General features: G+C 73.3%; 22 protein-coding genes. 11 read left to right on the top strand and 11 right to left on the bottom strand.

All coding sequences use genetic code 11. The features are described 5' to 3' along the window. Nucleotides 1-44: 44 nt before the first annotated feature. Nucleotides 45-1439, bottom strand: coding sequence for a VWA domain-containing protein (locus AB0F56_RS15270; RefSeq protein WP_362008880.1), 1395 nt, complete (start codon nt 1437-1439; stop codon nt 45-47). Beyond that, entirely contained in the window at nt 1436-2305 is an 870-nt protein-coding gene (locus AB0F56_RS15265; RefSeq protein ID WP_362008879.1) for a MoxR family ATPase, read from the bottom strand. The genes AB0F56_RS15270 and AB0F56_RS15265 overlap by 4 nt, the downstream gene beginning before the upstream one ends. Before the next feature lie 297 nt (nt 2306-2602). Between AB0F56_RS15265 and AB0F56_RS15260 the strand changes: the two genes are divergently transcribed. Next, nucleotides 2603-3802 (top strand): PP2C family protein-serine/threonine phosphatase, encoded by a 1200-nt coding sequence (locus AB0F56_RS15260; RefSeq protein ID WP_362008877.1) that lies wholly within the window; start codon nt 2603-2605, stop codon nt 3800-3802. A 182-nt stretch (nt 3803-3984) separates the two neighbouring features. Continuing rightward, a complete protein-coding gene (locus tag AB0F56_RS15255; RefSeq protein WP_362008874.1) occupies nt 3985-4353 on the top strand; it encodes a luciferase family protein in 369 nt (122 codons plus the stop codon). Between the two features lie 32 nt (nt 4354-4385). Here AB0F56_RS15255 and AB0F56_RS15250 read toward each other — a convergent pair whose 3' ends face one another. After that, nucleotides 4386-4874, bottom strand: coding sequence for a PaaI family thioesterase (locus tag AB0F56_RS15250; RefSeq protein WP_362008872.1), 489 nt, complete (start codon nt 4872-4874; stop codon nt 4386-4388). Nucleotides 4875-5130: 256 nt separating this feature from the next. Here AB0F56_RS15250 and AB0F56_RS15245 point away from each other — a divergent pair, with 256 nt between their 5' ends. Further along, on the top strand, nt 5131-6015 hold the full coding sequence (locus AB0F56_RS15245; protein WP_362008870.1) for a YhjD/YihY/BrkB family envelope integrity protein: 885 nt from the start codon (nt 5131-5133) through the stop codon (nt 6013-6015). Between the two features lie 18 nt (nt 6016-6033). Here AB0F56_RS15245 and AB0F56_RS15240 read toward each other — a convergent pair whose 3' ends face one another. Together AB0F56_RS15240 and AB0F56_RS15235 are read right to left on the bottom strand one after the other, a co-directional pair. Continuing rightward, on the bottom strand, nt 6034-6885 hold the full coding sequence (locus AB0F56_RS15240; RefSeq protein WP_362008867.1) for an ABC transporter permease: 852 nt from the start codon (nt 6883-6885) through the stop codon (nt 6034-6036). Beyond that, a complete protein-coding gene (locus tag AB0F56_RS15235) occupies nt 6882-7799 on the bottom strand; it encodes an ATP-binding cassette domain-containing protein (RefSeq protein WP_362008866.1) in 918 nt (305 codons plus the stop codon). The genes AB0F56_RS15240 and AB0F56_RS15235 overlap by 4 nt, the downstream gene beginning before the upstream one ends. 133 nt (nt 7800-7932) lie before the next feature. Here AB0F56_RS15235 and AB0F56_RS15230 point away from each other — a divergent pair, with 133 nt between their 5' ends. The 4 genes from AB0F56_RS15230 to AB0F56_RS15215 all read left to right on the top strand — a co-directional run bounded on the left by AB0F56_RS15230 (nt 7933) and on the right by AB0F56_RS15215 (nt 10826). Then, entirely contained in the window at nt 7933-9159 is a 1227-nt protein-coding gene (locus AB0F56_RS15230; RefSeq protein ID WP_362008863.1) for a sensor histidine kinase, read from the top strand. Next, on the top strand, nt 9156-9860 hold the full coding sequence (locus AB0F56_RS15225; protein WP_362008860.1) for a response regulator transcription factor: 705 nt from the start codon (nt 9156-9158) through the stop codon (nt 9858-9860). Before AB0F56_RS15230 ends, AB0F56_RS15225 begins: the two co-directional genes overlap by 4 nt. A gap of 98 nt (nt 9861-9958) precedes the next feature. Further along, the gene (locus AB0F56_RS15220) at nt 9959-10459 is read left to right on the top strand and encodes an NUDIX domain-containing protein (protein ID WP_362008859.1); all 501 of its coding nucleotides are present in this window, start codon (nt 9959-9961) and stop codon (nt 10457-10459) included. 148 nt (nt 10460-10607) lie between these two features. Next, a complete protein-coding gene (locus tag AB0F56_RS15215) occupies nt 10608-10826 on the top strand; it encodes a hypothetical protein (protein ID WP_362008856.1) in 219 nt (72 codons plus the stop codon). 223 nt (nt 10827-11049) lie between these two features. Here the strand turns inward: AB0F56_RS15215 and AB0F56_RS15210 are convergent, their stop codons facing one another. Both AB0F56_RS15210 and AB0F56_RS15205 read right to left on the bottom strand, forming a co-directional pair. Then, nucleotides 11050-11304, bottom strand: coding sequence for a type B 50S ribosomal protein L31 (locus AB0F56_RS15210; RefSeq protein ID WP_362008853.1), 255 nt, complete (start codon nt 11302-11304; stop codon nt 11050-11052). 91 nt (nt 11305-11395) lie between these two features. After that, nucleotides 11396-13810, bottom strand: coding sequence for a SpoIIE family protein phosphatase (locus tag AB0F56_RS15205; protein WP_362009500.1), 2415 nt, complete (start codon nt 13808-13810; stop codon nt 11396-11398). 243 nt (nt 13811-14053) lie between these two features. Between AB0F56_RS15205 and AB0F56_RS15200 the strand changes: the two genes are divergently transcribed. Genes AB0F56_RS15200 through AB0F56_RS15190 form a run of 3 tightly spaced genes read left to right on the top strand, consistent with a single transcriptional unit; the run spans nt 14054 to nt 15216 of the window. Continuing rightward, nucleotides 14054-14347: a hypothetical protein gene (locus AB0F56_RS15200; RefSeq protein ID WP_362008851.1), complete on the top strand. Its 294-nt coding sequence runs from the start codon at nt 14054-14056 to the stop codon at nt 14345-14347. Nucleotides 14348-14387: 40 nt separating this feature from the next. Beyond that, on the top strand, nt 14388-14897 hold the full coding sequence (locus AB0F56_RS15195; protein WP_362008848.1) for a DinB family protein: 510 nt from the start codon (nt 14388-14390) through the stop codon (nt 14895-14897). A gap of 52 nt (nt 14898-14949) precedes the next feature. After that, on the top strand, nt 14950-15216 hold the full coding sequence (locus tag AB0F56_RS15190) for a hypothetical protein (RefSeq protein WP_362008845.1): 267 nt from the start codon (nt 14950-14952) through the stop codon (nt 15214-15216). Nucleotides 15217-15226: 10 nt separating this feature from the next. On the opposite strand, the gene AB0F56_RS15185 is transcribed toward AB0F56_RS15190, so the two are convergent. Together AB0F56_RS15185 and xylA are read right to left on the bottom strand one after the other, a co-directional pair. Next, on the bottom strand, nt 15227-15439 hold the full coding sequence (locus AB0F56_RS15185; RefSeq protein WP_362008843.1) for a DUF4287 domain-containing protein: 213 nt from the start codon (nt 15437-15439) through the stop codon (nt 15227-15229). 117 nt (nt 15440-15556) lie between these two features. Next, nucleotides 15557-16744 carry a xylose isomerase gene (xylA, locus tag AB0F56_RS15180; RefSeq protein WP_362008841.1) on the bottom strand — a complete coding sequence of 396 codons (1188 nt, stop codon included), beginning with the start codon at nt 16742-16744 and terminating at the stop codon, nt 15557-15559. 141 nt (nt 16745-16885) lie between these two features. Here xylA and xylB point away from each other — a divergent pair, with 141 nt between their 5' ends. Continuing rightward, nucleotides 16886-18373 carry a xylulokinase gene (gene xylB, locus AB0F56_RS15175; RefSeq protein WP_362008839.1) on the top strand — a complete coding sequence of 496 codons (1488 nt, stop codon included), beginning with the start codon at nt 16886-16888 and terminating at the stop codon, nt 18371-18373. 36 nt (nt 18374-18409) lie between these two features. Here the strand turns inward: xylB and AB0F56_RS15170 are convergent, their stop codons facing one another. Together AB0F56_RS15170 and AB0F56_RS15165 are read right to left on the bottom strand one after the other, a co-directional pair. Next, nucleotides 18410-19333 (bottom strand): universal stress protein, encoded by a 924-nt coding sequence (locus AB0F56_RS15170; RefSeq protein WP_362008836.1) that lies wholly within the window; start codon nt 19331-19333, stop codon nt 18410-18412. Between the two features lie 110 nt (nt 19334-19443). Continuing rightward, nucleotides 19444-20064 (bottom strand): hypothetical protein, encoded by a 621-nt coding sequence (locus tag AB0F56_RS15165; protein WP_362008835.1) that lies wholly within the window; start codon nt 20062-20064, stop codon nt 19444-19446. Between the last annotated feature and the right edge of the window lie 15 nt (nt 20065-20079).

The following is a 20079-nucleotide window of genomic DNA, read 5'->3' as shown; positions in this document are numbered from 1 at the left end:
ATGCCCTCCATGGTCGGGCCGAGTCGGGGGAGCTGCCAGGCGGGTCACACCGGCAGCAGGCGGCCGACCAGCTCGCCGAGCTGCCGGGCGTTGCGGCAGGAGTGCATGTCGACCAGCTCGGCGTACGCGTGCGCGACCGAGTCGCCCGTCGACCACAGCGCCGGCTGCTCGGGGTTGAGCCAGTGGACCCTTCGGGCGCGGTCGGCGATCCGCTTCAGCGCCGGGAGGTTCGGGTCGGCCATGTTCGTACGGGCGTCGCCCAGGACGAAGACCGCCGTACGGGGGCCGACGGCGTCGGCGTACCGCTCCGCGAACTCGCCCAGGGCCGTCCCGTAGTCGCTCTGCCCGTGCCAGCCCGTCACCACGGCCTCGTCGAGGATGCGCGCGCCGAGCCCTGCCGGGTCCGCCGCGCCCCGCGCGATCAGGTCGGTCACCTCGTCGACCCGGTTGACGAAGGCGAACACCCGCACCTTGCTGAACTGGTCGTGCAGCGCCTGCACCAGCAGCATCGTGAAGTTCGCGAACCCCGCGACGGAGCCCGATACATCGCACAGCAGCACGAGTTCCGGGCGGGCGGGCCTGCGGCGCCGCAGCACCGGCCGCATCGGTACGCCTCCGGTCGACAGCGAGCCGCGCAGCGTGCGCCGCAGATCGATCCGGCCCCGCGCGGCGCGCCGCCGCCGGGCCGCGAGCCGGGTCGCGAGCTTGCGCGCCAGCGGCCGTACCGTCGTGCGCAGCTCGTCCAGCTGGGCCCGTCCCGCGAGCAGGAAGTCGACGCTCTCCGGGGTGCCCGCCACCGCGCGCCGCGCGACCCGGTCCCGGCCCTGCCGCTCGGCGACCCGCCGACGGGCCTCCGCCCGTACCCGTTCGCGGAAGGCCTCGATGCGCCGCCGGATCTCGTCGTCCGTCAGCCGGTCGGTGAACGCGGGCTCCGCCCCGTCACCGCCGGCCTCCCGGAGCATGTCCCGGACGCGGGCGAGCAGCGTCTCCGGGCGGAGCCGATCGAGGGTCTGGTACGAGGACCAGCCGTCCGAGCCCGGCGCGGAACCGTAGCCGCCGAGGCCGCCCACCGCCTCGCCCGCCAGCCGGGTCAGCGCCGAGCCGTCGTCGGCGGCCAGGGCGGCGGCGAGCCGCTCCCGCAGCGCCGCCCTGTCGAACGCCTGCGCGGAATCCGGGGACGACGGATCCCCGTCGGAGGCGGCCGCGGTCAGCGGGAAGTACAGGTCGAAGACCCGGTCGAAGAGCGGCCGCTGTCCGGCCTTGTGGAGCAGCGTCGCAGCGAGCGCCTCCCGCGCCCGCTCCCGGTCGGTGAACCCCACCGCCTCCAGGGCGTGCCCCGCGTCCACGCTCTCGCCCGTGCCGATCGACAGGCCGTGCGCCCGCAGCGCGTGCACCAGACCGGTGAGCCGGTCCGTCACCCCGCCCGGCGGCGTGGTCACACCGCGTCCAGGTCGAGCTTGGCGGCCGCCTTCTGGATGTCGTCCTGATGCTTGAGGATCACGCCCAGGCTGTCCCGCACCACCGTCTCGTCCAGTTCGTCGGCGCCCAGGGCGAGCAGGGTCCGGGCCCAGTCGATGGTCTCCGCGACCGAGGGCGCCTTCCGCAGGTCCATCGCCCGCAGCGCGCCCACCACCCGTACGACCGATGTCGTCAGCGCCGCGCCGAGCCCCGGGACCTTGGTCGAGACGATCCGGCGCTCCAGCTCCTCCTCGGGGAAGTCGATGTGGAGGAAGAGGCAGCGGCGGCGCAGGGCCTCGGACAGCTCGCGGGCCGCGTTGGAGGTGAGGACGACGAAGGGGCGCCGGGTCGCGGTGATCGTGCCCAGCTCGGGGACGGTGATCTGGAAGTCGCTGAGCACCTCCAGGAGGAGCCCCTCCACCTCGATGTCGGCCTTGTCCATCTCGTCGACGAGCAGCACGGTCGACTCGGCGGAGCGAATCGCCGTGAGGAGGGGGCGGGGGAGCAGGAACTCCTCGCTGAAGATGTCCGTGCGGGTCTCGTCCCAGGTCTCGTCGCGGCCCGCCGTGATCCGCAGCAGCTGCTTGGCGTGGTTCCACTCGTACAGGGCGCGCGACTCGTCGACGCCCTCGTAGCACTGGAGCCGTACGAGCCGCGCGCCAGCGACCTCGGCGACGGCCTTGGCCAGCTCGGTCTTGCCGACACCGGCCGGGCCCTCCACGAGGAGCGGCTTGCCCAGCCGGTCGGCGAGGAAGACGGTGGTGGCGACGGCGGGCGAGGCCAGGTAGCCGGTCGCGGCCAGCCGCTCCGCCACGTCGTCGACGGAGCTGAAGTACCCGGTCGTCATGGTTGTCTCCCCCGGAGCCTCGACATCCTGTACTGGCGAGTAGCCATGCGCGTACTCGATCAGCTCCCACCCCGCTCCACAACCGTCAGGACCGTCAGTGCGGCCAAGCTCACGGGGGATTTGGTGAAGATCGGACGAGATCACCGTCTCGGCGTAGCGTGGGGGCGGAAGATCTGGCTACGGGGTCACGGAATGTGATGGACTCCTGGTCCGGCCGGTGTGGCGGGCGGGCGCGTCGCCCCGCTGGTCCAATGGATGTGTGCGCTGCTCGGGGCCCGAAGCGGCGGTGGAGGTGTCTTGTCGGAGCGAGCGGGGGAACAGGCCTCCCTGGTCGAGGAGCAAGCGGCGGTCCTGGACCGCTTGAGAGCCGTGACGGACGCGATCGACGAGATCGGGTCGCACCCCGACGAGCAGGGCGTCTGTGAGGATCTGGCCCGGTTCCTGTATCGGCACGGGTACGAGGCGGTGGCCGTGGACGTCCGCCCCGAGGACGGGCCCGGCTGGGTACGCGCGGCGGTGGCCGGCGACCCGAAGCTGATCGACCGGGTTGCCCCGCCGCACGAGCAGGGAGCGCCCCTCGCGTACGCCGACATGGCCCCCGGCGGCGTCCACGTCCAGGTGGTCGTGGCGCCCCTGGAGTCCCAGGGCCGGGCCATCGGGTACGTGAGCGCCGTCAGCGCCCGGGCCGACCCCCTCGGCGAGCACGCGACCGCCACGGTCCACGACGCGGCGCGGCTCGCCGCCGTCCACCTGGACCACGCCCGTCGGCTCGCCGCCACCGAGCGGACCGCCTTCCACCTCCAGCAGGCCCTCGTGGCCGAGCCGGGCCGGCCGCACCCCAATCTGGAGGTCGCGGGCCGCTATCTGCCGGTCGGCGCCAGGACTCTGGTGGGCGGCGACTGGTTCGAGAGCGTACGGCTCCACTTCGGCCGTAGCCTGCTCGTCGTCGGCGACGTGATGGGCCACGGCCTGGACGCGGCCGTCGACATGAACGCGTACCGCTCCGCCCTGCGCGACGTGGCCTCCACCGACCTCCCGCCGCACCGCGTGCTCCGCCAGCTCGACTCCGTCGTCGCCGACGACGGTGGGCTGCGGCCCGCGACCTGCCTGCTCGTCCAGGTCGACCCGGCACGCGGCTCGGCCACCTTCGCCAGCGCCGGCCATCTCCCGCCGGCGGTCTTCGCGGCGGACGGCTCCGCCGACCTCGTCGAACTCCCCGTCGGCCCGCCCCTGGGCACCGGCGTCGGCGGCTACGAACCCGTCACCCGGACCCTCGCCCCCGGTGACACGCTCGTGCTCTTCACCGACGGCCTGGTCGAGCGGCGCGGCGAGGACATCGACGTCTCGCTCGCCCGGCTGTCCTCGCTCCGGGTACGCCCCGGATCCGACCCCGAGGAACTCGTCGAGGAGGTCCTGCAGCGCCTCGACGCCCACCACGCCGAGGACGACGTCGCCGTCCTGGCCGCCCGGATCCGCGAACGCCAGGCCGCCCAGTGAACGTGGGGTGAACCGACGGGCCGTCGCCGCCGGGGCGCCGCAGTCCACCCTCCGTCGCGCAAGGGGCTTTTGGGGCGTCGTACGCGCGCTGCGTCACCACGGGCAGGCCTGTTTCACGCCTGGGCGCGATTAATCGCGCAGGACGCTTGTGCACGGCCCGCACTCCCGGCACGCTCCTGGGTATGAACACCGCCCGGCACGCCAGTGAACGTCTGATGAGCTGGCCCTCGCTGGCCCCCGGCCGCGCCCAGTGCGGCGCCGAGCTCGGTCTGCACACGGCGACGCACGACATCGTGCACTTCCACAGCGAGCACGAGGCGGACGTCCACCTCACGCGCGCCATGATCGCGAAGCTGCGCCCGGCACTCCTCCGGTCGAGCGCGGTGCGCCTGCGCGCCGGCTCGGGCTGGGTGACGGTCCGGCTCGACATGGGCTCCGACATCGACCTGCTGGCGACGCTGGTGAGCGCCGCGCTGCAGGCCTCCACCGGCCGCCCGGACACGGCACCGGACGGCTGCACCCGCTCCTGCCTCGCCTCCGCGCGGGTCTGAGGGCTGAGGGCTGTCCGCCGGACAGCCGCCGGTCACTCCGTCGGGAACAGCATGCAGGTGCTCGTGGCATGCCCGAGGAGCCGGTCGGAGGAGTCGTACAGACCCGCCTCGGCGAGCGCCGTGCGCCGGCCCCGGCTCATGACCGTCCCGATCGCGCGCACCTTGCCCGTGTCGACCGTGATCGGGCGCAGGAAGCGGGTCGACAGGTCGAGCGAGGTGTACGCCATGCCGCGCGGGAGCGTCGAGTGCACCGCGCACCCGGCGGCCGAGTCCAGCAGGGTCGCGTAGATGCCCCCGTGCACGCTGCCGATCGGGTTGTAGTGCTGTTCGGCCGGTTCGAAGCCGAAGACCGCGCGGCCGTCCTCGACCTCCTCGAGGGCGAAGCCCAGCAGGGAGCCGAGCGGGGCGGGAGCCAGTCGCCCGGCCACGATCTCCCGCAGGAAGTCGAGCCCTGCCATCGTCCCCGCCGCCTTCGCTGTGTCGGTGGCGTCCTCCCACTCGACCGTCCGTGACCGCTTCATGCCCACTCCACTCCTCGCCCTCGCCCCGAACCGACCCTGCCGCCGAGCCCGGACCCGACCCCGACTCTCAACCTCAACTCGACCCTGACGCTGAGGCTGAGCCTGAGCGTGAGGTTCACTCCCCACACCCGCGCCGCGCACCTACGCGAAGATCGACGCTAGACCCCCGCGCACCCTCTGTCCACGACGGCCCCCACCCCCCCGTTCGGCGGCATGACGGAGGTGTCGCACCGTCTGGGCGGGTAACCCCCGTGGCATGCCCCCCACTTCCGGTGCGCCCCACGACGGTGCCCCCGCCAAGCACGGCCACTGGTTCCAGAGGCTCCACCGGTCCGTCCTCACGTCGGTCGTCGGGCTCGCCTGGAACCGAGGCCGCGAGGTGGAGCTCATGCACCGCGCGATGGGCTTCGCGGCGCTCAGCCTCCTCACCCTCGTCCCGCTCCTGATCGTCGTCGCCGCCGCCGACCTCGCCAGCGGCCAGGGCTTCGCCCGCTGGCTCATCCAGGGGCTCGGCGTCTCCGAGGTCTCGCAGGAGGAGGTCGAGATGCTCTTCGGCCAGCCGGGGGAGGCGCTGCAGCGCACCACCGCCTTCGGCCTCGCCGCCCTCGCCGCGTTCGGTGTGACCTTCGGATCGGCCGTCCAGACCGGATACGAACGGGTCTGGGACCTGCCGACTGCCCGCTGGCACACCATGTGGCGCCACGTCGTCTGGCTCGCCGTCCTCGTCGCCGCCCTCCTCCTCTTCATCGCCGCCCCCGTCCCCGCCGAGTCCTCGACCGCCGTCACCTTCGGGGTCACCGTCGCGGACGTCCTCGGGGCCTTTCTCTTCTTCTGGTGGTCGCAGCGCTTCCTCCTCTGCGGACGCATCCGCTGGCGCGCGCTGGCCCCAGGGGCGCTGTGCACGGCCCTGGGGCTCTTCGGGCTGCGGATCTTCTCCCAGTTCGTGTTCTCCCCGCTGATCGCCTCCAACGCGGTCACCTACGGACCGTTCGGCACCGTCCTCGTCCTCCAGTCCTGGCTCGTCGGCGTCGGCTTCGTGGTCTACGGCGGCGCCCTCGTCGGGCGCCTGATCCACGAGCACCTGGTCCTGCGCCGCATCGACCGGCTGCCGGCCGAACTGGCGGGCGACGAGATCCCGTGAGCCCCGGCAGTGTCGGCGTCACTGGTCCCTTCGGTGCACCGCGGTCACCGTGACCACGGCCGCGACCAGCGCCCACGCCCCGTACACGCACCACGCCCCGCCCGGTGACCAGGGGAAGGGGACCTCGTACGGTCCGGCCTGCACCAGCCGCTCCCACGCCCCGTAGGGGAGCGTGTGGCTGACGACAGCCGACCAGTACCGCTGTTCGGTGATCACGGCGGGGACGAGGAGCAGCACCACCACACTGGTGACGATGGTGGCCCCGCTGCGCCGCAGCACCGCGCCGATCGCCATGCCCACCAGCGCCGACACCGGCGCGAGCAGCGCCGACGCCACGACCAGGCGCAGCGCGCCCGGTTCGGTGATCGGGAAGCCGGCGCCCCGCGCCGACAGGATGCCCTGGGTCGCGGCGAACGAGGAGGCGGCGACGATCGCGCCGACGGCCGTCGTCACCGTGGCGACCACGACCACCTTCGCCGCCATGACCGCCCGGCGGGCCGGGACGGCCGCGAACGTCGTACGGATCATCCCGCTGCTGTACTCGCCGACGACCGTCATCGAGCCGAAGGCGGCGAAGGCGAGCATGACGACCAGGGCAGCGTTGCCGTTGAACGCGTCCCACAGCGCCATCCTGTCCGCGACGAAAAGGGCCTGATGCTCCGGGTCGAACGTCGGCCAGTAGCGGTAGTGGTCGTACGCCGTCCCCACGTTGAAGGCGAGGACCACCAGCTCCGTGAGAAGCAGGGACCACGGGGTCGACCGCAACGACCACAGCTTGATCCACTCGGCGGCGAGCAGGTCCCGGAAGCGCGGACGCGGCTCCCCGATCGCGACCTCGGCGGACGGACGTACGGTGGCGAGAGAGGTCATCGGCCTTCCCCTGCGAGGTATTCGACGCTGTCGGCGGTGAGTTCCATGAACGCCTCCTCGAGAGAGGCCTTACGGGTGGTCAGCTCGTGCAACGGGAAGCGGTGCCGCAGCGCCAGCTCGCCGATCCGGGCCGCCGGCATCCCCGACACGACCAGCAGCTCGCCGCCCGATGCGTGCGTCGAGACCGATGCGCCCTCGGCGACAAGCACCTCCCGCAGGGCGGCGGCGTCCGGGGTCGAGACCGTCACGCCCCGTTGCGTGCCCCGGGCCGAGAACGCGGCCAGGCTCTCCGCCGCGATCAGCTCGCCCCGGCCGACGACCACCAGATCGTCCGCCGTGTGCTCCATCTCCGACATCAGATGGCTGGAGACGAAGACCGTGCGGCCCTCGCCGGCCAGCCGCCGGAACAGCCCCCGTACCCACTTCACGCCCTCCGGGTCCAGGCCGTTGAGGGGCTCGTCGAACAGCAGCACCGGCGGATCGCCGAGCAGCGCGGCCGCGATCCCGAGCCGCTGGCGCATCCCGAGCGAGAACCCGCCGATCCGCCGCCCGTCCGCCCCCGTGAGACCCACCTCCGCCAGGACCTCGTCGACCCGAGAGGGCGGAATCCGGTTGCTGCGGGCCAGGAGCGACAGATGGGCGCGAGCGGTCCGCCCGCCGTGCACATCGCCCGCGTCGAGCAGCGCCCCGACGTGCCGCAGCCCGCGCGGCCGGTCGCGGAACGGGCGCCCGTCGACCGTCACGGAGCCGCTGGTCGGGGCATGCAGCCCCAGGACCATCCGCAACGTGGTGCTCTTGCCCGCCCCGTTGGGCCCGAGGAAGCCGGTGACGCGACCGGGGCGGACCGCGAACGTGAGCCCGTTCACGGCCGTCGTCGCGCCGTAGCGCTTGGTGAGTTCGTTGACGTCGATCACGGGAACCACCGTGCCGGGCGGAGGCCGGCGCGTCGTCGGCCCAGGGCGGACACTCGGCGCGGCCCGCTGTCGACTTGGGGTGTACACCCCGAGTCCGATGACCGTGCGACCGCACCCGCCTACGATCGGGATCATGCCCAGCACCACGCCGCTTCCCCTGGTCAGACGCGTGTCCCTCGCCACCTGGACGGTGCTCGCGTGGTGCGCGGGTGCGCTGTTCGCCTACCTGATGCGGACCGGGCTGCCCGGAGAGAGCGAACCGGCCGTCCGTATCGGGGTCCTGTATCTGCGCTGGGACGGCCTGCTGTCCACGGCGCTTGCGACCGCCGGAACCCTCGCCGGGGCCCGCCTGTTGAGCAGTCGGCCGCTGCCGGCGCTCGGCATGCTGCTCTTCGCCTCCGTGACCGCGACGATGCCGCTGGGTGTCGCGGAGATCCCCCTCGCCCAGTTCCTCGCGGTCGACGTGGCGCTGTACGCCATCGCCGCCCAGCGGCCCCGCCGCACCGGGTTCATCGCCCTGGCCCTCGCGCTCGCGGTCCTCGTCGGTTTCCTGTCGTTCCGACTGGTGATGGGGTGGGAGGCCGGCACCTCCGCCGAGCTGGCGGTGGCCCTCACCGCGGTCGTCGCCTGGCTGCTCGGCCGCTCGTCCCACCAGGCCCGCGTGGGACGCGAACACGCGGCCGCCCAGGCCGCCGCGCGGGCCGTCACCGACGAACGGCTCCGGATCGCCCGGGAGATGCACGACATGGTCGCCCACTCCATCGGCGTCATCGCCCTCCAGGCCGGCGCGGCGGCACGGGTGGTCGCCACCCAGCCGGACGCGGCGCGCGAGGCGATGACCGCCGTGGAGCACGCGAGCCGCGAGACCCTCTCGGGGCTCAGGCGGATGCTCGGCGCCCTGCGCGAGCACGAACAGCCGGACGGCGCCGGGCTGAAGCCCATCGCAGGACTCGCCGACGTCGAGGGGCTCGCCGCCGCGACGACCGCCGTCGGCGTCCGCGTCGACGTCACCTGGCACGGCGAACGGCGCCCGCTGCCACCGGACATCGACCTGTCGGCGTTCCGCATCATCCAGGAGTCCGTCACCAACGTCGTCCGCCATGCCGCCACCGACTCCTGCCGGGTCACCGTCGACGCCCAGGCGGACGAGCTCCGCATCGAGGTCGTCGACGACGGCCGAGGCGAGAGATCCGGGACGAGTCCCGGTACGAGCCCCGGATACGGTCTCGCCGGCATGCGCGAACGCGTCGCCCTCCTGCACGGCGAGTTCTCCGCCGCCCCACGCCCCGAAGGCGGCTTCCGGGTCGCCGCCCGCCTCCCCGTACCTCCCGCCTCTCCCGTCCCTACAGGAGTCCGATGACCGCCCCCACCGCCGACCGTGCCGACCACCCCGTGCGCATCGTCCTCACCGACGACCAGCCCCTGGTACGCACAGCCCTGCGGATGGTCATCGCCGAGGCCCCCGACCTCGCCGTCGTCGGCGAGGCCGGCGACGGCGCCGAGGCCGTCGCCCTGGCCGAGACCCTCCGCCCCGACGTCATCGTCATGGACCTCCGTATGCCCGGCATGGACGGTATCGAGGCCACCCGACGCATCCTGTCCGACCCCGGCCCGGAGGGGCCGGAGCCCGGCCCCACTCGCGTCCTCGTCCTCACGACCTTCGATGACGACGACTACGTCTACGGGGCGCTGCGCGCCGGCGCCTCGGGCTTCCTCGTCAAGGACATGGGGCTCGACGAGATCCTCGCCGCGATCCGGGTCGTCGCCGCCGGGGACGCGCTGATCGCGCCGAGCGTCACCCGGCGCCTCATCAAGGACTTCGCGGGCCGCCCGGCGACGGGCGCGCCGCGGCGGGGCGAACTCACCTCGATCACCGAGCGGGAGCGCGAGGTCCTGACCCTCATCGGCAGCGGCCTGTCCAACACCGAGATCGCCCACGAACTCGTCATCAGCGTCGCCACCGCCAAGACCTACGTGACCCGCCTGCTGGCCAAACTCGACGCCCGCGACCGGGTCCAGCTCGTCATCATCGCGTACGAGACGGGGCTGGTGACGCCGTGATCACACGATCCGGTGGACATGATCGTCGTGAGCGGGGCCGGGCGACCGCGACCGATTGGATGGAGGTTCCACCCACCCGGTCGAAGGAGAGCCGACCCATGGCGAACACCTGGCTGCCGCCCGCCGAGTACATCGCGACGCTGCCGAGGGCGACGGCGTACGCCTGCCTGTACTTCACCGACACCGACGGCAGGCCCTTCCAACTCCGCGCCACGTACGCCACCGAACTCTGGCAGTGGCCCGGCGGCAACATGGACCCGGGGGAGACCCCTTGGCAGACGGCCGTCCGCGAGTGCCACGAGGAGACCGGGATCGTCTTCCGGGGCGAGCCGAGGCTCCTCGGCACCCACTTCGTCTCCCACCGGGGCGACGACTGGCCCGCCAATCACATCGGCTTCATCTTCGACGGCGGTGTCCTGACGGACGAGCAGCTCGCGGGCGTCGTCCTCGACCCCGAGGAGCACAGCGAGTTCCGCGTGCGGACCCTGGCCGAGTGGGAGCGGGAGATGGCACCGAGGAACTTCGCCCGGCTCGCTGAGATCGACCGCGCCCGGCGCTCCGGCACGACGGTGTACGTGGAGACGGGCACCGACCTCTGAGCGGGGCCGGTGAGCAAGGCGTGAACGGAGGCCGTCCCCACGACGGCCTTCGCGCGGGGCGCACGCGCGCGTGGAGCGCGCTCCCGGCGAATCCGTTCACCTGGTCCGCAGGCCGTAACCCCGGAGCGTCCCAACAGTTGACCAGGGCATGAAGAAGCGCAGCATGCTCGCCATCGCCTCCCTCGCCGCCGGTGTCGTCACGGCCCTCGTGACCCCGCCGCCCCACGCCTCCGCCGCCGATCACGGCACGGCCGGCCCCACGGGTCTCCTGCAGAACGACAACCCGGTCACCCCGCTCCTGGACGGGGCGGCTCCCCTGGTGAGCGAGGCGCTCCCCCAGACGCCGGACATCGGCGGGGTGGCGTGACTCGAAGGGCAGCCCGTGCGTGCGCCGCGTGACCGGGAATGACGGAAATGCAGGCCGTACGGCTCAGCCCTCGATGACGCCGGACTCGGCGATAGTGATCTTGGCGCTGGTGCGGCCGGAGGACGAGCCGAGGCCCTGAGGAGTACCCCTTCGCACGACCGCCCCCGCAGAGCACCACGTGGGGGCGGTCGGCCGTTTCTGTCGGCGGCGTCAGAAAGTCACCTCAGGAGGGCGACTCCTCCCCGAAGCGCCGCTCGAACTTCGCGATCCGGCCCTCGGCGTCCACCGTCCGCGCCTTGCCCGTGTAGAACGGGTGGCTCTCGGAGGAGATCTCGACGTCGACCACGGGATAGGTGTTGCCGTCGTCCCACTCGATGGTCTGCTCGCTCGTCGCCGTCGACCGGGTCAGGAAGGCGAACCCGGCGGAGCGGTCACGGAAGACCACGGGGCCGTACTCCGGCTGCTTGTCCTGCTGCACACGTCCTCCTCGGGATGCCTGCTCGATGGCCCCAGCCTTCCCGGCCCCGGACCCGCCGACCAGCGCCGCGCCGCCGACCGGGTGAGGGCGGTCAGTCCGTCCAACGGGCGGCGAGCAGCAGGGCGATGTCGTCCGGCCGGTCGCTGGCCTGCCGGGCGTCCCGGATCAGCCGGTCCGCCGTCTCCGTCAGCGCGATCGACCCCGTCACGGAGAACGTACGGCGCAGCCATTCGATCCCCTCGTCGATGTCGTGGCCCGGCCGCTCCACCAGGCCGTCCGTGTACAGGGCGAGCACCGCCCCGGGTTCCAGCTGCAGTTCCGTGACCGGATACGTGGCGTCGGCATCGATGCCCAGGACCAGACCGCCCGCCAGCTCCAGGACCTCCGCCGTCCCGTCCGGGTGCCGCAGGAGGGGCTGCGGATGCCCGGCGCGTACGGCTTCGGCCACGCCCGTCGCCGGGTCGAGCACCACGTAGCAGCAGCTGGCGAACTGCCCGGGGTCGAGGTCGATCAGCAGCCGGTTCGTGCCCTTCAAGACCTCCTCCGGGGCATGGCCGCCGAGCGCGAAGGCCCGCACCGCGCTGCGCAGTTGCCCCATCGTCGCCGCCGCGGCGACACCGTGCCCCTGCACGTCGCCGCACACCAGGGCCAGGAGGCCCCGCTTGGTCTCCACGACGTCGTACCAGTCGCCGCCCACGTCCATGCCCTGCGTGCCGGGCAGGTAGCGCGCCACCGTGTCGACGTGGTCGCGGACCGGCAGCCGGGCGGGCAGAAGGGCGTCCTGGAGGCCGCGGGCGAGCGCCGCCTCGCTGTCGTACCGGCGGGCCCGTTCCAGGGCCTGGGCGATGAGCCCGGCGAGCGCCGTCAGGACCGTGCGCTCCTCCGGGCTGAAGCCGCGCGGCCGGTCGAAGCCGAGGATGCACGAGCCGACCGGCCGGCCCGAGGCGATCAGCGGCAGGAACGCACGCGCACCCGAGAGTGCGTCCAGCGGGAGGTCCGGGTAGGCCCGGCTCATCTGTTCGATCGATTCGAAGAACAGTGGGCGGCCCGTCGTCAGCGCCTCGACACCCGGCATGTGGGCGTCCAGCCCCACGCCGTCGAACGGCTCCAGGAACCCGGGCGGGAACCCGGTCTCCCACGCCAGGTACAGATGCCGGTCGCTCAGCAGGTAGATGGCAAGCTGCCTGCCGCCGAACGCCGGCAGGAGCTCGTCGGTCACCACCGCAGACACCTGGCGGGCGGTGATCGCCTCGGTCAGCGCGATGGCCAGCGCCACGGGCCGGTAGAGCGCCGACGCCTTGTCCGCCGGAGAGCCCAGCCCCACGTCCGGCCGGGATACCGAGGCGGGCTCGTAGGCGGGATCCCCCTCCGGTACGAGCACCAGGGTCACGCCGTCGTGTCCCGGGTAGAGCGAGACCGACAGCCACTCCTTCTCGGCCGCGTGGACCAGGAAGTGCACCGGCTCGTCCGAGAGCAGCGCGGCCCTCAGATGCTCCTCGTAGGCGGGCTGGCCGAACCAGGGCAGCACCTCCCAGATGCTCCGCCCGGCGAGCGAGGCGCGGGGGACGCCGAGGAGCGCCTCGGTCAGATGGTTCACATAGGTGACCCGGCCGAGCCGGTCGATCGCCAGGATCGCCCGGGGCAGCCGGTCGACGGCGTCGGAGCCGACCAGGCCCGTGCCCAGGTCGACCAGCGAGCCGGCCAGCCGCCCCGCGGGCCCGCCCGGCGCGACGCGGGCCGAGACCTCCAGCAGATGCAGCCCGCCGTCGGGGCCCTTGAGCCGGATCCGGCGCGCGACCCGGGAACCGGACTCGGCCGCCCGGCGCGCCATCGTCCACAGCGCGTACGCGTCCTCCGGGGCGAGGCGGGCCGTGAGCGCCTCGATCGTGCCGGGGACGGTGTCGTCGTCGCCGAGGATCGCCCGCAGCCCCTCGTCGGCGAGGACCTCGCCGGTGTTCAGGTCCCAGTCGAAGGTGCCGATCCGCACCGGCTTCGTGCCAGCGGACGGGAGCTGGACGCACACCGGCTCATCGGGCCACTCCACGGTCGTACCGGCGTCCGCGAGGTCCTTCAGGGCCGCCGCGAGCCGCTGGGCCTCCCGTGCCATCCGGCTCCGGTCCCGGGCGTTCACCGGCACACCGGGGGTCGGCGTACGCAGCACCACGAGCACGCCGAACCGCTCGCGGCCGCTGACGATCGGCGCGTACAGGGAGGCGAAGGGGAACGGCAGACTGGCCACGAGCTGCGGAAACTTCCGCATGGCCTCCTCGACGTCCGCCAGGTGCACCGGCTGGCCCGAGCGATGGGCCTCCGCGACGGGGAACGGCCGGTTCACGTGCATGCGCCACCAGGGGCGGAACAGGGAGCCGGGCAGCCCGGCGAGCACGGTCATCCGCAGCAGCCCCGGGGTCCCGGAGCGCAAGTACACGCATCCCGCGTAGCCGCCGACCGCCTCGATCGTCCGCAGCGCGGCCTCGGCCACGACCAGCGGCAGCGCGTCGAGCAGCCTCCCGTCGGTGTCCACGCTCCCGGGCGCTTCCTCGTTCTCGGTCGACGGGTCCTGTCCGGCCACGCCGTGCGGGATCACACTGCCAGCATGCTCCCCGGCGAAGGGGCCCCGCATCTCGGACCGCCGAGGGGCTGCCGAGGAGACATCCGAGGAGGCTATCGAGGAGGCGTCCGCCGTCCTTCGGGCGATCCGGAGCGAATCCGGCCGGTCTGCGCGACCATGTTCGGGGAGGGCGAAGGCATGGACCCGTCCGTGATGACCGCGATGCTCGCCGCCCTGGCCCTGGTGTGCCGCGCGGCGGTGCTCGAGATGCGTACGCCCGGCGCCGGCCGACGGGTCTGGGCCTTCGCCACCGACCGCCGCGCACTGGGCACAGGGCTCGGGGTGGCGTGCGTGCTCGGCGCCGTGGGCTGGGCGACCGTCGGCGGTGGCGCCGTGCTGGTGTGGGCAGGTCTGGCCGGCGTGCTGGTCGCCTCCCTCACGGCGGAGCGCGGGCGCGTGAACGAGGAGCGCCCACCCGGAGAGCCGAGGTAAGTTCGCGGCCCGCGAAGGATCGTGACGAGGAGCCATGCCCGTGACCGCCGACCCGCGCGTCTCGCCGCCCCACTTCGGTGACGAACGCGAGACCCTGCGCGCCTTTCTCGACTACCACCGCGCGACGCTCGCGAGGAAGTGCGAGGGGCTCGACGACGCACAGCTGCGGGAGCGGTCGATGCCCCCGTCCACGCTGACGCTGCTCGGCCTGGTCCGGCACATGGCGGAGGTCGAGCGGGCCTGGTTCCGCCGGGTCTTCCAGGACGGCGAGGCCCCGATGGTCTGGTCGGACAAGGTCGACTTCCAGGCTGCGTACGACGCGAGCCGCTCGACGCGCGCGGAGGCCTTCACGGCCTGGGAGGCGGAGGTGGAGAACTCCCGGCGTATCGAACGGGAGGCCGGCTCCCTCGACCTCGCCGGGTACCAGCCCCGGTGGGACAAGGAGGTCTCGCTGCGGATGGTCATGGTGCACGTGCTGCTCGAGTACGGGCGCCACAACGGTCATGCGGACTTCCTGCGGGAGGGCGTGGACGGCACCGTCGGCGCCTGAACGGACCTCCGTGACGGGGCGAGTGTCAGTGCCGGGTGCGATGCTGCGGAGTATGGACGAGCTGATGCGAGGCCGCGTGTACGGCGCCGACCATGACGACCCCTACCCCGGCCCCCTACCCGGCCACGACTACCGCGAGCTGGTGGCCGGCCCCCTGGACGGCCTCCTCCTGGACGTCACCGGCTGGACGCGTGGCCAGCTGGACGAGGGCGCCGCCCTCGCCACCGAGATAGGCGCGTACGGCCCCGGGGGCCACGCCCGCTACGGCCCCCGGGAGGGCGATGACCTCCACTGGGACTGGGAGGGCGACACGCGCTAGGCGCGGCGCCTCAGCGGTCCTTGGACTCGGCGAGCGTGTGGGCGACGAGGGCGTTGGCGTGGCCGTGACCGAGGCCGTGCTCGGTCTTCAGCCAGCCGACCAGCTCCATGTGCTGGGTGAGCGGCGAGGCGTGGATGAGCTCCTTCCACTCGGCGACGGGACGGCCGTACTTCTTCTCGATCGAGGGGAAGTAGCTGGCGGGGCCCTTGACGGTCTCGGTCATGGCGCGTGTTCCTTCCGGTGCGGTGTGCTCTCGTAAGGAAGACGGTGGGCAGCCCGAGGAATCATCGGCGCGGCGGAGTGATGTGGATCACTCGGCTTGGGTGGGGATCGGTCGGGGTCAGCGGCGTACGCCCAGCAGGTGTTCCAGGGCGAGTTGGTCGAGCCGCTCGAAGGCCATCGACCGTTCGGCCGCCGCCGTGACGTCGAAGTCCTCGAAGGCGCCGGTGTCCGCGAGCAGGCCGGCGAGACCGTCGGGGGCCGTGGGCAGGGCGAGTTCGGGCAGACGGGACGCGGTCAGCGCCTCCTGGACCTCGGGGTCCGCGCGGAATCCGGCGGCGCGCTCCTTCAGGATCAGGTAGTTGCGCATGCAGTTCTTCGCGGACTCCCACACGCCGTCGAAGCCGTCCGTGCGCACGGGCTTGAAGTCGAAGTGCCGAGGCCCCTGGTAGCCGGCCGTCTCCAACAGGTCCACCAGCCAGAACGCCTGGCGCAGATCCCCGGCCCCGAAGCGGAAGTCCTGGTCGTACTTGATGCCCGACTGGCCGTTGAGGTCGAGGTGGAAGAGCTTGCCCGCCCACAGCGCCTGGGCGATGCCGTGCGGGAAGTTGAGCCCGGCCATCTGCTCGTGGCCGGTCTCCGGGTTCACGCCCACCAGGTCGGGCCGCTCCAGACGCTCGATGAACGCGAGGGCGTGACCGATCGTCGGCAGCAGGATGTCGCCGCGCGGCTCGTTCGGCTTCGGCTCGATCGCGAAGCGCAGCGCGTAGCCCTGCTCGGTGACGTACTGGCAGAGGAGGTCGAAGGCCTCCTTCATCCGGTCGAGGGCCACCCGGACGTCCTTGGCGGCGCCCGACTCGGCGCCCTCGCGGCCGCCCCAGGCGACATAGGTGGACGCACCGAGCTCGACGGCGAGATCGATGTTGCGGAGCGTCTTGCGCAGGGCGTAGCGCCGCACGTCACGGTCGTTGGCCGTGAAGGCGCCGTCCTTGAAGACGGGGTGGGTGAAGAGGTTGGTCGTGGCCATCGGCACGGCCAGGCCGGTGCGCTCCAGGGCGGCGCGGAAGCGCTTGACCACGGCCTCGCGCTCGCCCTCCGAGGCGCCGAAGGGGATGAGGTCGTCGTCGTGGAACGTGACGCCGTACGCCCCGAGCGCGGCGAGCCGCTCGACCGACTCCACGGGGTCGAGCGCGGGGCGCGTGGCCTCGCCGAACGGGTCGCGGCCCTGCCAGCCGACGGTCCACAGACCGAAGGTGAACCGGTCGCCGGGGGTGGGGGAGAAGGGCTCGGGGGAGAAGGCTTCCGTCATGATCTGTCCCTCTTCTGCGCGTCCACGGGGAGGAGAGGGGCGCGGCGAGGTCTGGCCCCTCTATTTGTTTTCTGAGATAACTAATACGGCACGGGACGATCCCGCGCCAGTGGTCACGCGGTTCGACGAAAGGTGACACCGATGGCGGCGACGCGCACCGCACCCCCGGTCGTGATCGGCGTGGACAGCTCCACGCAGTCCACCAAGGCGGCCGTCGTGGACGTGGCCACCGGCGCCGTACGCGCCGTCGGGCGGGCCGCGCACACGGTCACGGGCGAGGACGGAGCCCGCGAGAGCGACCCCGAGCAGTGGTGGTCCGCCCTCTGCGAGGCGGTCGCGGCGGCCCTCGCCACCGCGGACGTACCCCCGAGCGCCGTCACCGGCATCGCCGTGGCCGGCCAGCAGCACGGCCTCGTCGTCCTCGACCGCGCGGGCCGCCCGCTCCGCCCGGCCGTGCTCTGGAACGACACCCGGTCGGCGCCGCAGGCCGCCGAGCTGACGGCCGCGCTCGGCGGCCCGGACCGCTGGCTCGCCCGCACCGGCTCGGTGCCGGTCGCCTCCATGACCGCCACCACCTGGCAGTGGCTGCGCGCCCACGAACCCTCCGTCGCGGAGGCCACGGCGGCCGTCCGGCTGCCCCACGACTACCTGACCGAGCGCCTCTGCGGCCTCGCCGCGACCGACCCCGGAGACGCCTCCGGCACCTGCTGGTACGACACGGCGACCCACGCCTACGACCCGGAGATCCTCCGCCTCCTCGGCCTCGACCCGGCCCTGCTGCCCGCCGTCGCCACGAGCGGGGCCACCCCCGTCGGCACGCTCACCCCGGACGCGGCCCGCGCGCTCGGACTGCCGGCCGGTGTCGCGGTCGCCGCCGGAACGGGGGACAACATGGCCGCCGCCGTAGGCCTCGGTCTCGGCGGCGCGGGACTCCTCGACCACCCGGTCGTCAGCCTCGGCACCTCGGGCACCGTCTTCGCCGCGACCCGTACCCGCCCCGCCGCCGCGGGACTCGCCGGGTTCGCCGCCGCCGACGGCACGTACCTCCCGCTCGGCTGCACCCTCAACTGCTCGCAGGCCGTGGACCACTTCGCCGGCCTGCTCGGTCTCGACCGCGAGGACACCGCACCCGGCGACGGCGTGGTCGTCCTGCCCTACCTCGACGGCGAACGCACGCCCGACCTTCCGCACGCCACCGGCCTCGTGACCGGCCTGCGCCACACCACCACCCCGCGCGCCGTCCTCGGCGCGGCCTACGAGGGCGCCGCGTTCACCGTGCTGCGCGCCCTCGACGACCTCCTGGTCGCCTGCGGTCTCGACCCCTCCGACTCGGCCGTACGGGACCGCCCGCTGCGCCTGATCGGCGGCGGCGCCCAGGGCCACGCCTGGCGGGAGACGATCCGGTGCCTCTCCGGGCGGCCCGTGGTGATCCCCGCCGCGACCGAGCTCGTCGCCCTCGGCGCGGCCGCCCTCGCCGCCTCCGCCGCGACCGGCGAGGACCCGGTGCGTCTCGCCACGACGTGGGGCACGGGCGAGGGCGAGACCCTCCCGCCGGTGGCCCGCGACGAGGAGACCTGGAACCGGATCGACTCGGTCCTGACCCGCGCGATTCCGAGCCTCCTGGGCTGACGCTTCGGCGCCCTCAGGAAGGGGTGGGCGAAGTCCTCAAGAAGGGGTGGGCGACGGGACCACCGCGACCGGGCAGTGGGCGTGATGCAGTACGGCGTGGGCGACCGAGCCCATGAGGAGCGTCGCGACCCGGTGCCTCCGGTGGCGGCCCACCACCACCAGGTCCGCGCTGCGTGAACCCTCCACCAGCCGCCCCGCCGCGTCCGCCGGTACGACGGTGGGGGAGACCTGGACGTCCCCGTACCGCTCGGTGAAGGGCCGCAGCCGCTCCTCCTGGAGACGCGCGGTCTCACGGACGAGCTCGGGAGTCTCGTCGTCCAAGGGCATCGAGGGCGGCACCTGCAGGGCCGGCGCGGGCGGTGCGACCATCAGGACCGCCGAGGGCGGCAGCCGGTAGGCCGTCACCACCTCCAGGACGGTGCCCCGTTGCTGTGCCGCGTGGAACGCGAAGTCGAGGACCTCGTCCGCGGTCTCCTCCGGGTGGAGCCCCACGAGGACCCGCCCCGCCTCCGCCTCGCTCTCCGGCGGCACGGTCCGCTCCTCGTGCGGCACCACGACGACAGGGCACGGCGCGGACGCGGCCAGGGACCGGCTGACGGAGCCGAGCAGCAGGCTCGCGAAGCCGCCGCGCCCACGCGAGCCGACCACCAGCAGGCGTGCCGACCGGGCCTCGTCGAGGAGGGCGTCGGGGACCGTGCCGTCGAGCGACTCGTAGCGCACCGGCACGCGCGCGTCCTGCCCCTCGATCCAGGCGCCGACTCCGTTCAGGACGGTGTCGGGGATGTTGGGGCTCGGGCCGAGGGAGGCGATCCGGGCTTCCCCGAGCTGAAGCGCCTCGGAACGCACGTGCGCGACGACCAGGGGCGCGTCGAGCCGCTGCGCGACACCCAGGGCCCAGGTCAGGGCGAGGTGGCTGTGCTCCGACCCGTCCACTCCGACGACAACCGGCTTTTCGTCCATAGGGGAATGATCACCCCGATACCGGATCTCCGCGCCCGGACGTGACCGGACGTGCGACCGGCCGGGACCGGACGGGATCGGGCGCGGCGGGCGCACCCGGGGCGGGTCGGCTACCGCAGGCCGGAGACCTTGAAGACGGTCTCAGTGGTCTCCCGGTCGATGCGGCGGGAGAGTTGGTCAAGGGCGGTCGCCCCGCAGAGCAGCGTGCCCTGGGCCGAGGAGATCCGGGCGTCCCCCGCCACACGGTGCCAGAGGGCGGGGTTGGCGATGAGGACGCGGGGGTCGATCTCGGCTCTGTTGTCTTCGGTGTCACGCAGCACGAGGCGCTGGGAGACACCGTTCGACCAGCGGACGGACCGCAAGCGGTCGGTGTGGACGGTGTGCCGGGTCCACAGGCCGCGGACCGTGAGCCGGCCGGGGGCTGCGGACACCCGCGAGGGCATGAGGATCACGAACAGCAGGGCCGCGAGCCCGATCCACAGCGCCACGCGAGCCGTGTTCAGGGAGCCCGTGCCGGCGTCGATCGTCAGGGACAGGGCGAGCAGCAGCGCCGCGCATCCGGCGGCGGCGCGGGTCTCGCCGGCCCACTCGTCGTCGTGTACCTCGTGAGCCTCGTGCACAGCGTGCGTCGGCTGGGCGCCGCGCGCTGCGGGCGTGGTGTGCGCCGCGTACGCGCCGTGCGCGACCGGGGTATGTCCGTCGGCGGGCGACGAGGGTTCAGGAGGTTCCATAGAGGGACGGTAGGC

It is taken from the genome of Streptomyces sp. NPDC026092, from assembly GCF_040638605.1.
GTDB lineage: Bacteria > Actinomycetota > Actinomycetes > Streptomycetales > Streptomycetaceae > Streptomyces.
The sequence above is the reverse complement of the archived record's forward strand: the minus strand, read 5'-3'. Positions and strand labels throughout refer to the sequence as shown.

Excerpts from the sequence above, each read along its gene's own strand:
- AB0F56_RS15265 (WP_362008879.1), bottom strand. The coding sequence starts at position 2,305 with ATGACGACCGGGTACTTCAGCTCCGTCGACGACGTGGCGGAGCGGCTG.
- AB0F56_RS15255 (WP_362008874.1), top strand. The coding sequence starts at position 3,985 with ATGAACACCGCCCGGCACGCCAGTGAACGTCTGATGAGCTGGCCCTCG.
- AB0F56_RS15250 (WP_362008872.1), bottom strand. The coding sequence starts at position 4,874 with ATGAAGCGGTCACGGACGGTCGAGTGGGAGGACGCCACCGACACAGCG.
- AB0F56_RS15245 (WP_362008870.1), top strand. The coding sequence starts at position 5,131 with ATGCCCCCCACTTCCGGTGCGCCCCACGACGGTGCCCCCGCCAAGCAC.
- AB0F56_RS15240 (WP_362008867.1), bottom strand. The coding sequence starts at position 6,885 with ATGACCTCTCTCGCCACCGTACGTCCGTCCGCCGAGGTCGCGATCGGG.
- AB0F56_RS15230 (WP_362008863.1), top strand. The coding sequence starts at position 7,933 with ATGCCCAGCACCACGCCGCTTCCCCTGGTCAGACGCGTGTCCCTCGCC.
- AB0F56_RS15225 (WP_362008860.1), top strand. The coding sequence starts at position 9,156 with ATGACCGCCCCCACCGCCGACCGTGCCGACCACCCCGTGCGCATCGTC.
- AB0F56_RS15220 (WP_362008859.1), top strand. The coding sequence starts at position 9,959 with ATGGCGAACACCTGGCTGCCGCCCGCCGAGTACATCGCGACGCTGCCG.
- AB0F56_RS15215 (WP_362008856.1), top strand. The coding sequence starts at position 10,608 with ATGAAGAAGCGCAGCATGCTCGCCATCGCCTCCCTCGCCGCCGGTGTC.
- AB0F56_RS15200 (WP_362008851.1), top strand. The coding sequence starts at position 14,054 with ATGGACCCGTCCGTGATGACCGCGATGCTCGCCGCCCTGGCCCTGGTG.
- AB0F56_RS15190 (WP_362008845.1), top strand. The coding sequence starts at position 14,950 with ATGGACGAGCTGATGCGAGGCCGCGTGTACGGCGCCGACCATGACGAC.
- AB0F56_RS15185 (WP_362008843.1), bottom strand. The coding sequence starts at position 15,439 with ATGACCGAGACCGTCAAGGGCCCCGCCAGCTACTTCCCCTCGATCGAG.
- xylA (WP_362008841.1), bottom strand. The coding sequence starts at position 16,744 with ATGACGGAAGCCTTCTCCCCCGAGCCCTTCTCCCCCACCCCCGGCGAC.
- xylB (WP_362008839.1), top strand. The coding sequence starts at position 16,886 with ATGGCGGCGACGCGCACCGCACCCCCGGTCGTGATCGGCGTGGACAGC.
- AB0F56_RS15170 (WP_362008836.1), bottom strand. The coding sequence starts at position 19,333 with ATGGACGAAAAGCCGGTTGTCGTCGGAGTGGACGGGTCGGAGCACAGC.
- AB0F56_RS15165 (WP_362008835.1), bottom strand. The coding sequence starts at position 20,064 with ATGGAACCTCCTGAACCCTCGTCGCCCGCCGACGGACATACCCCGGTC.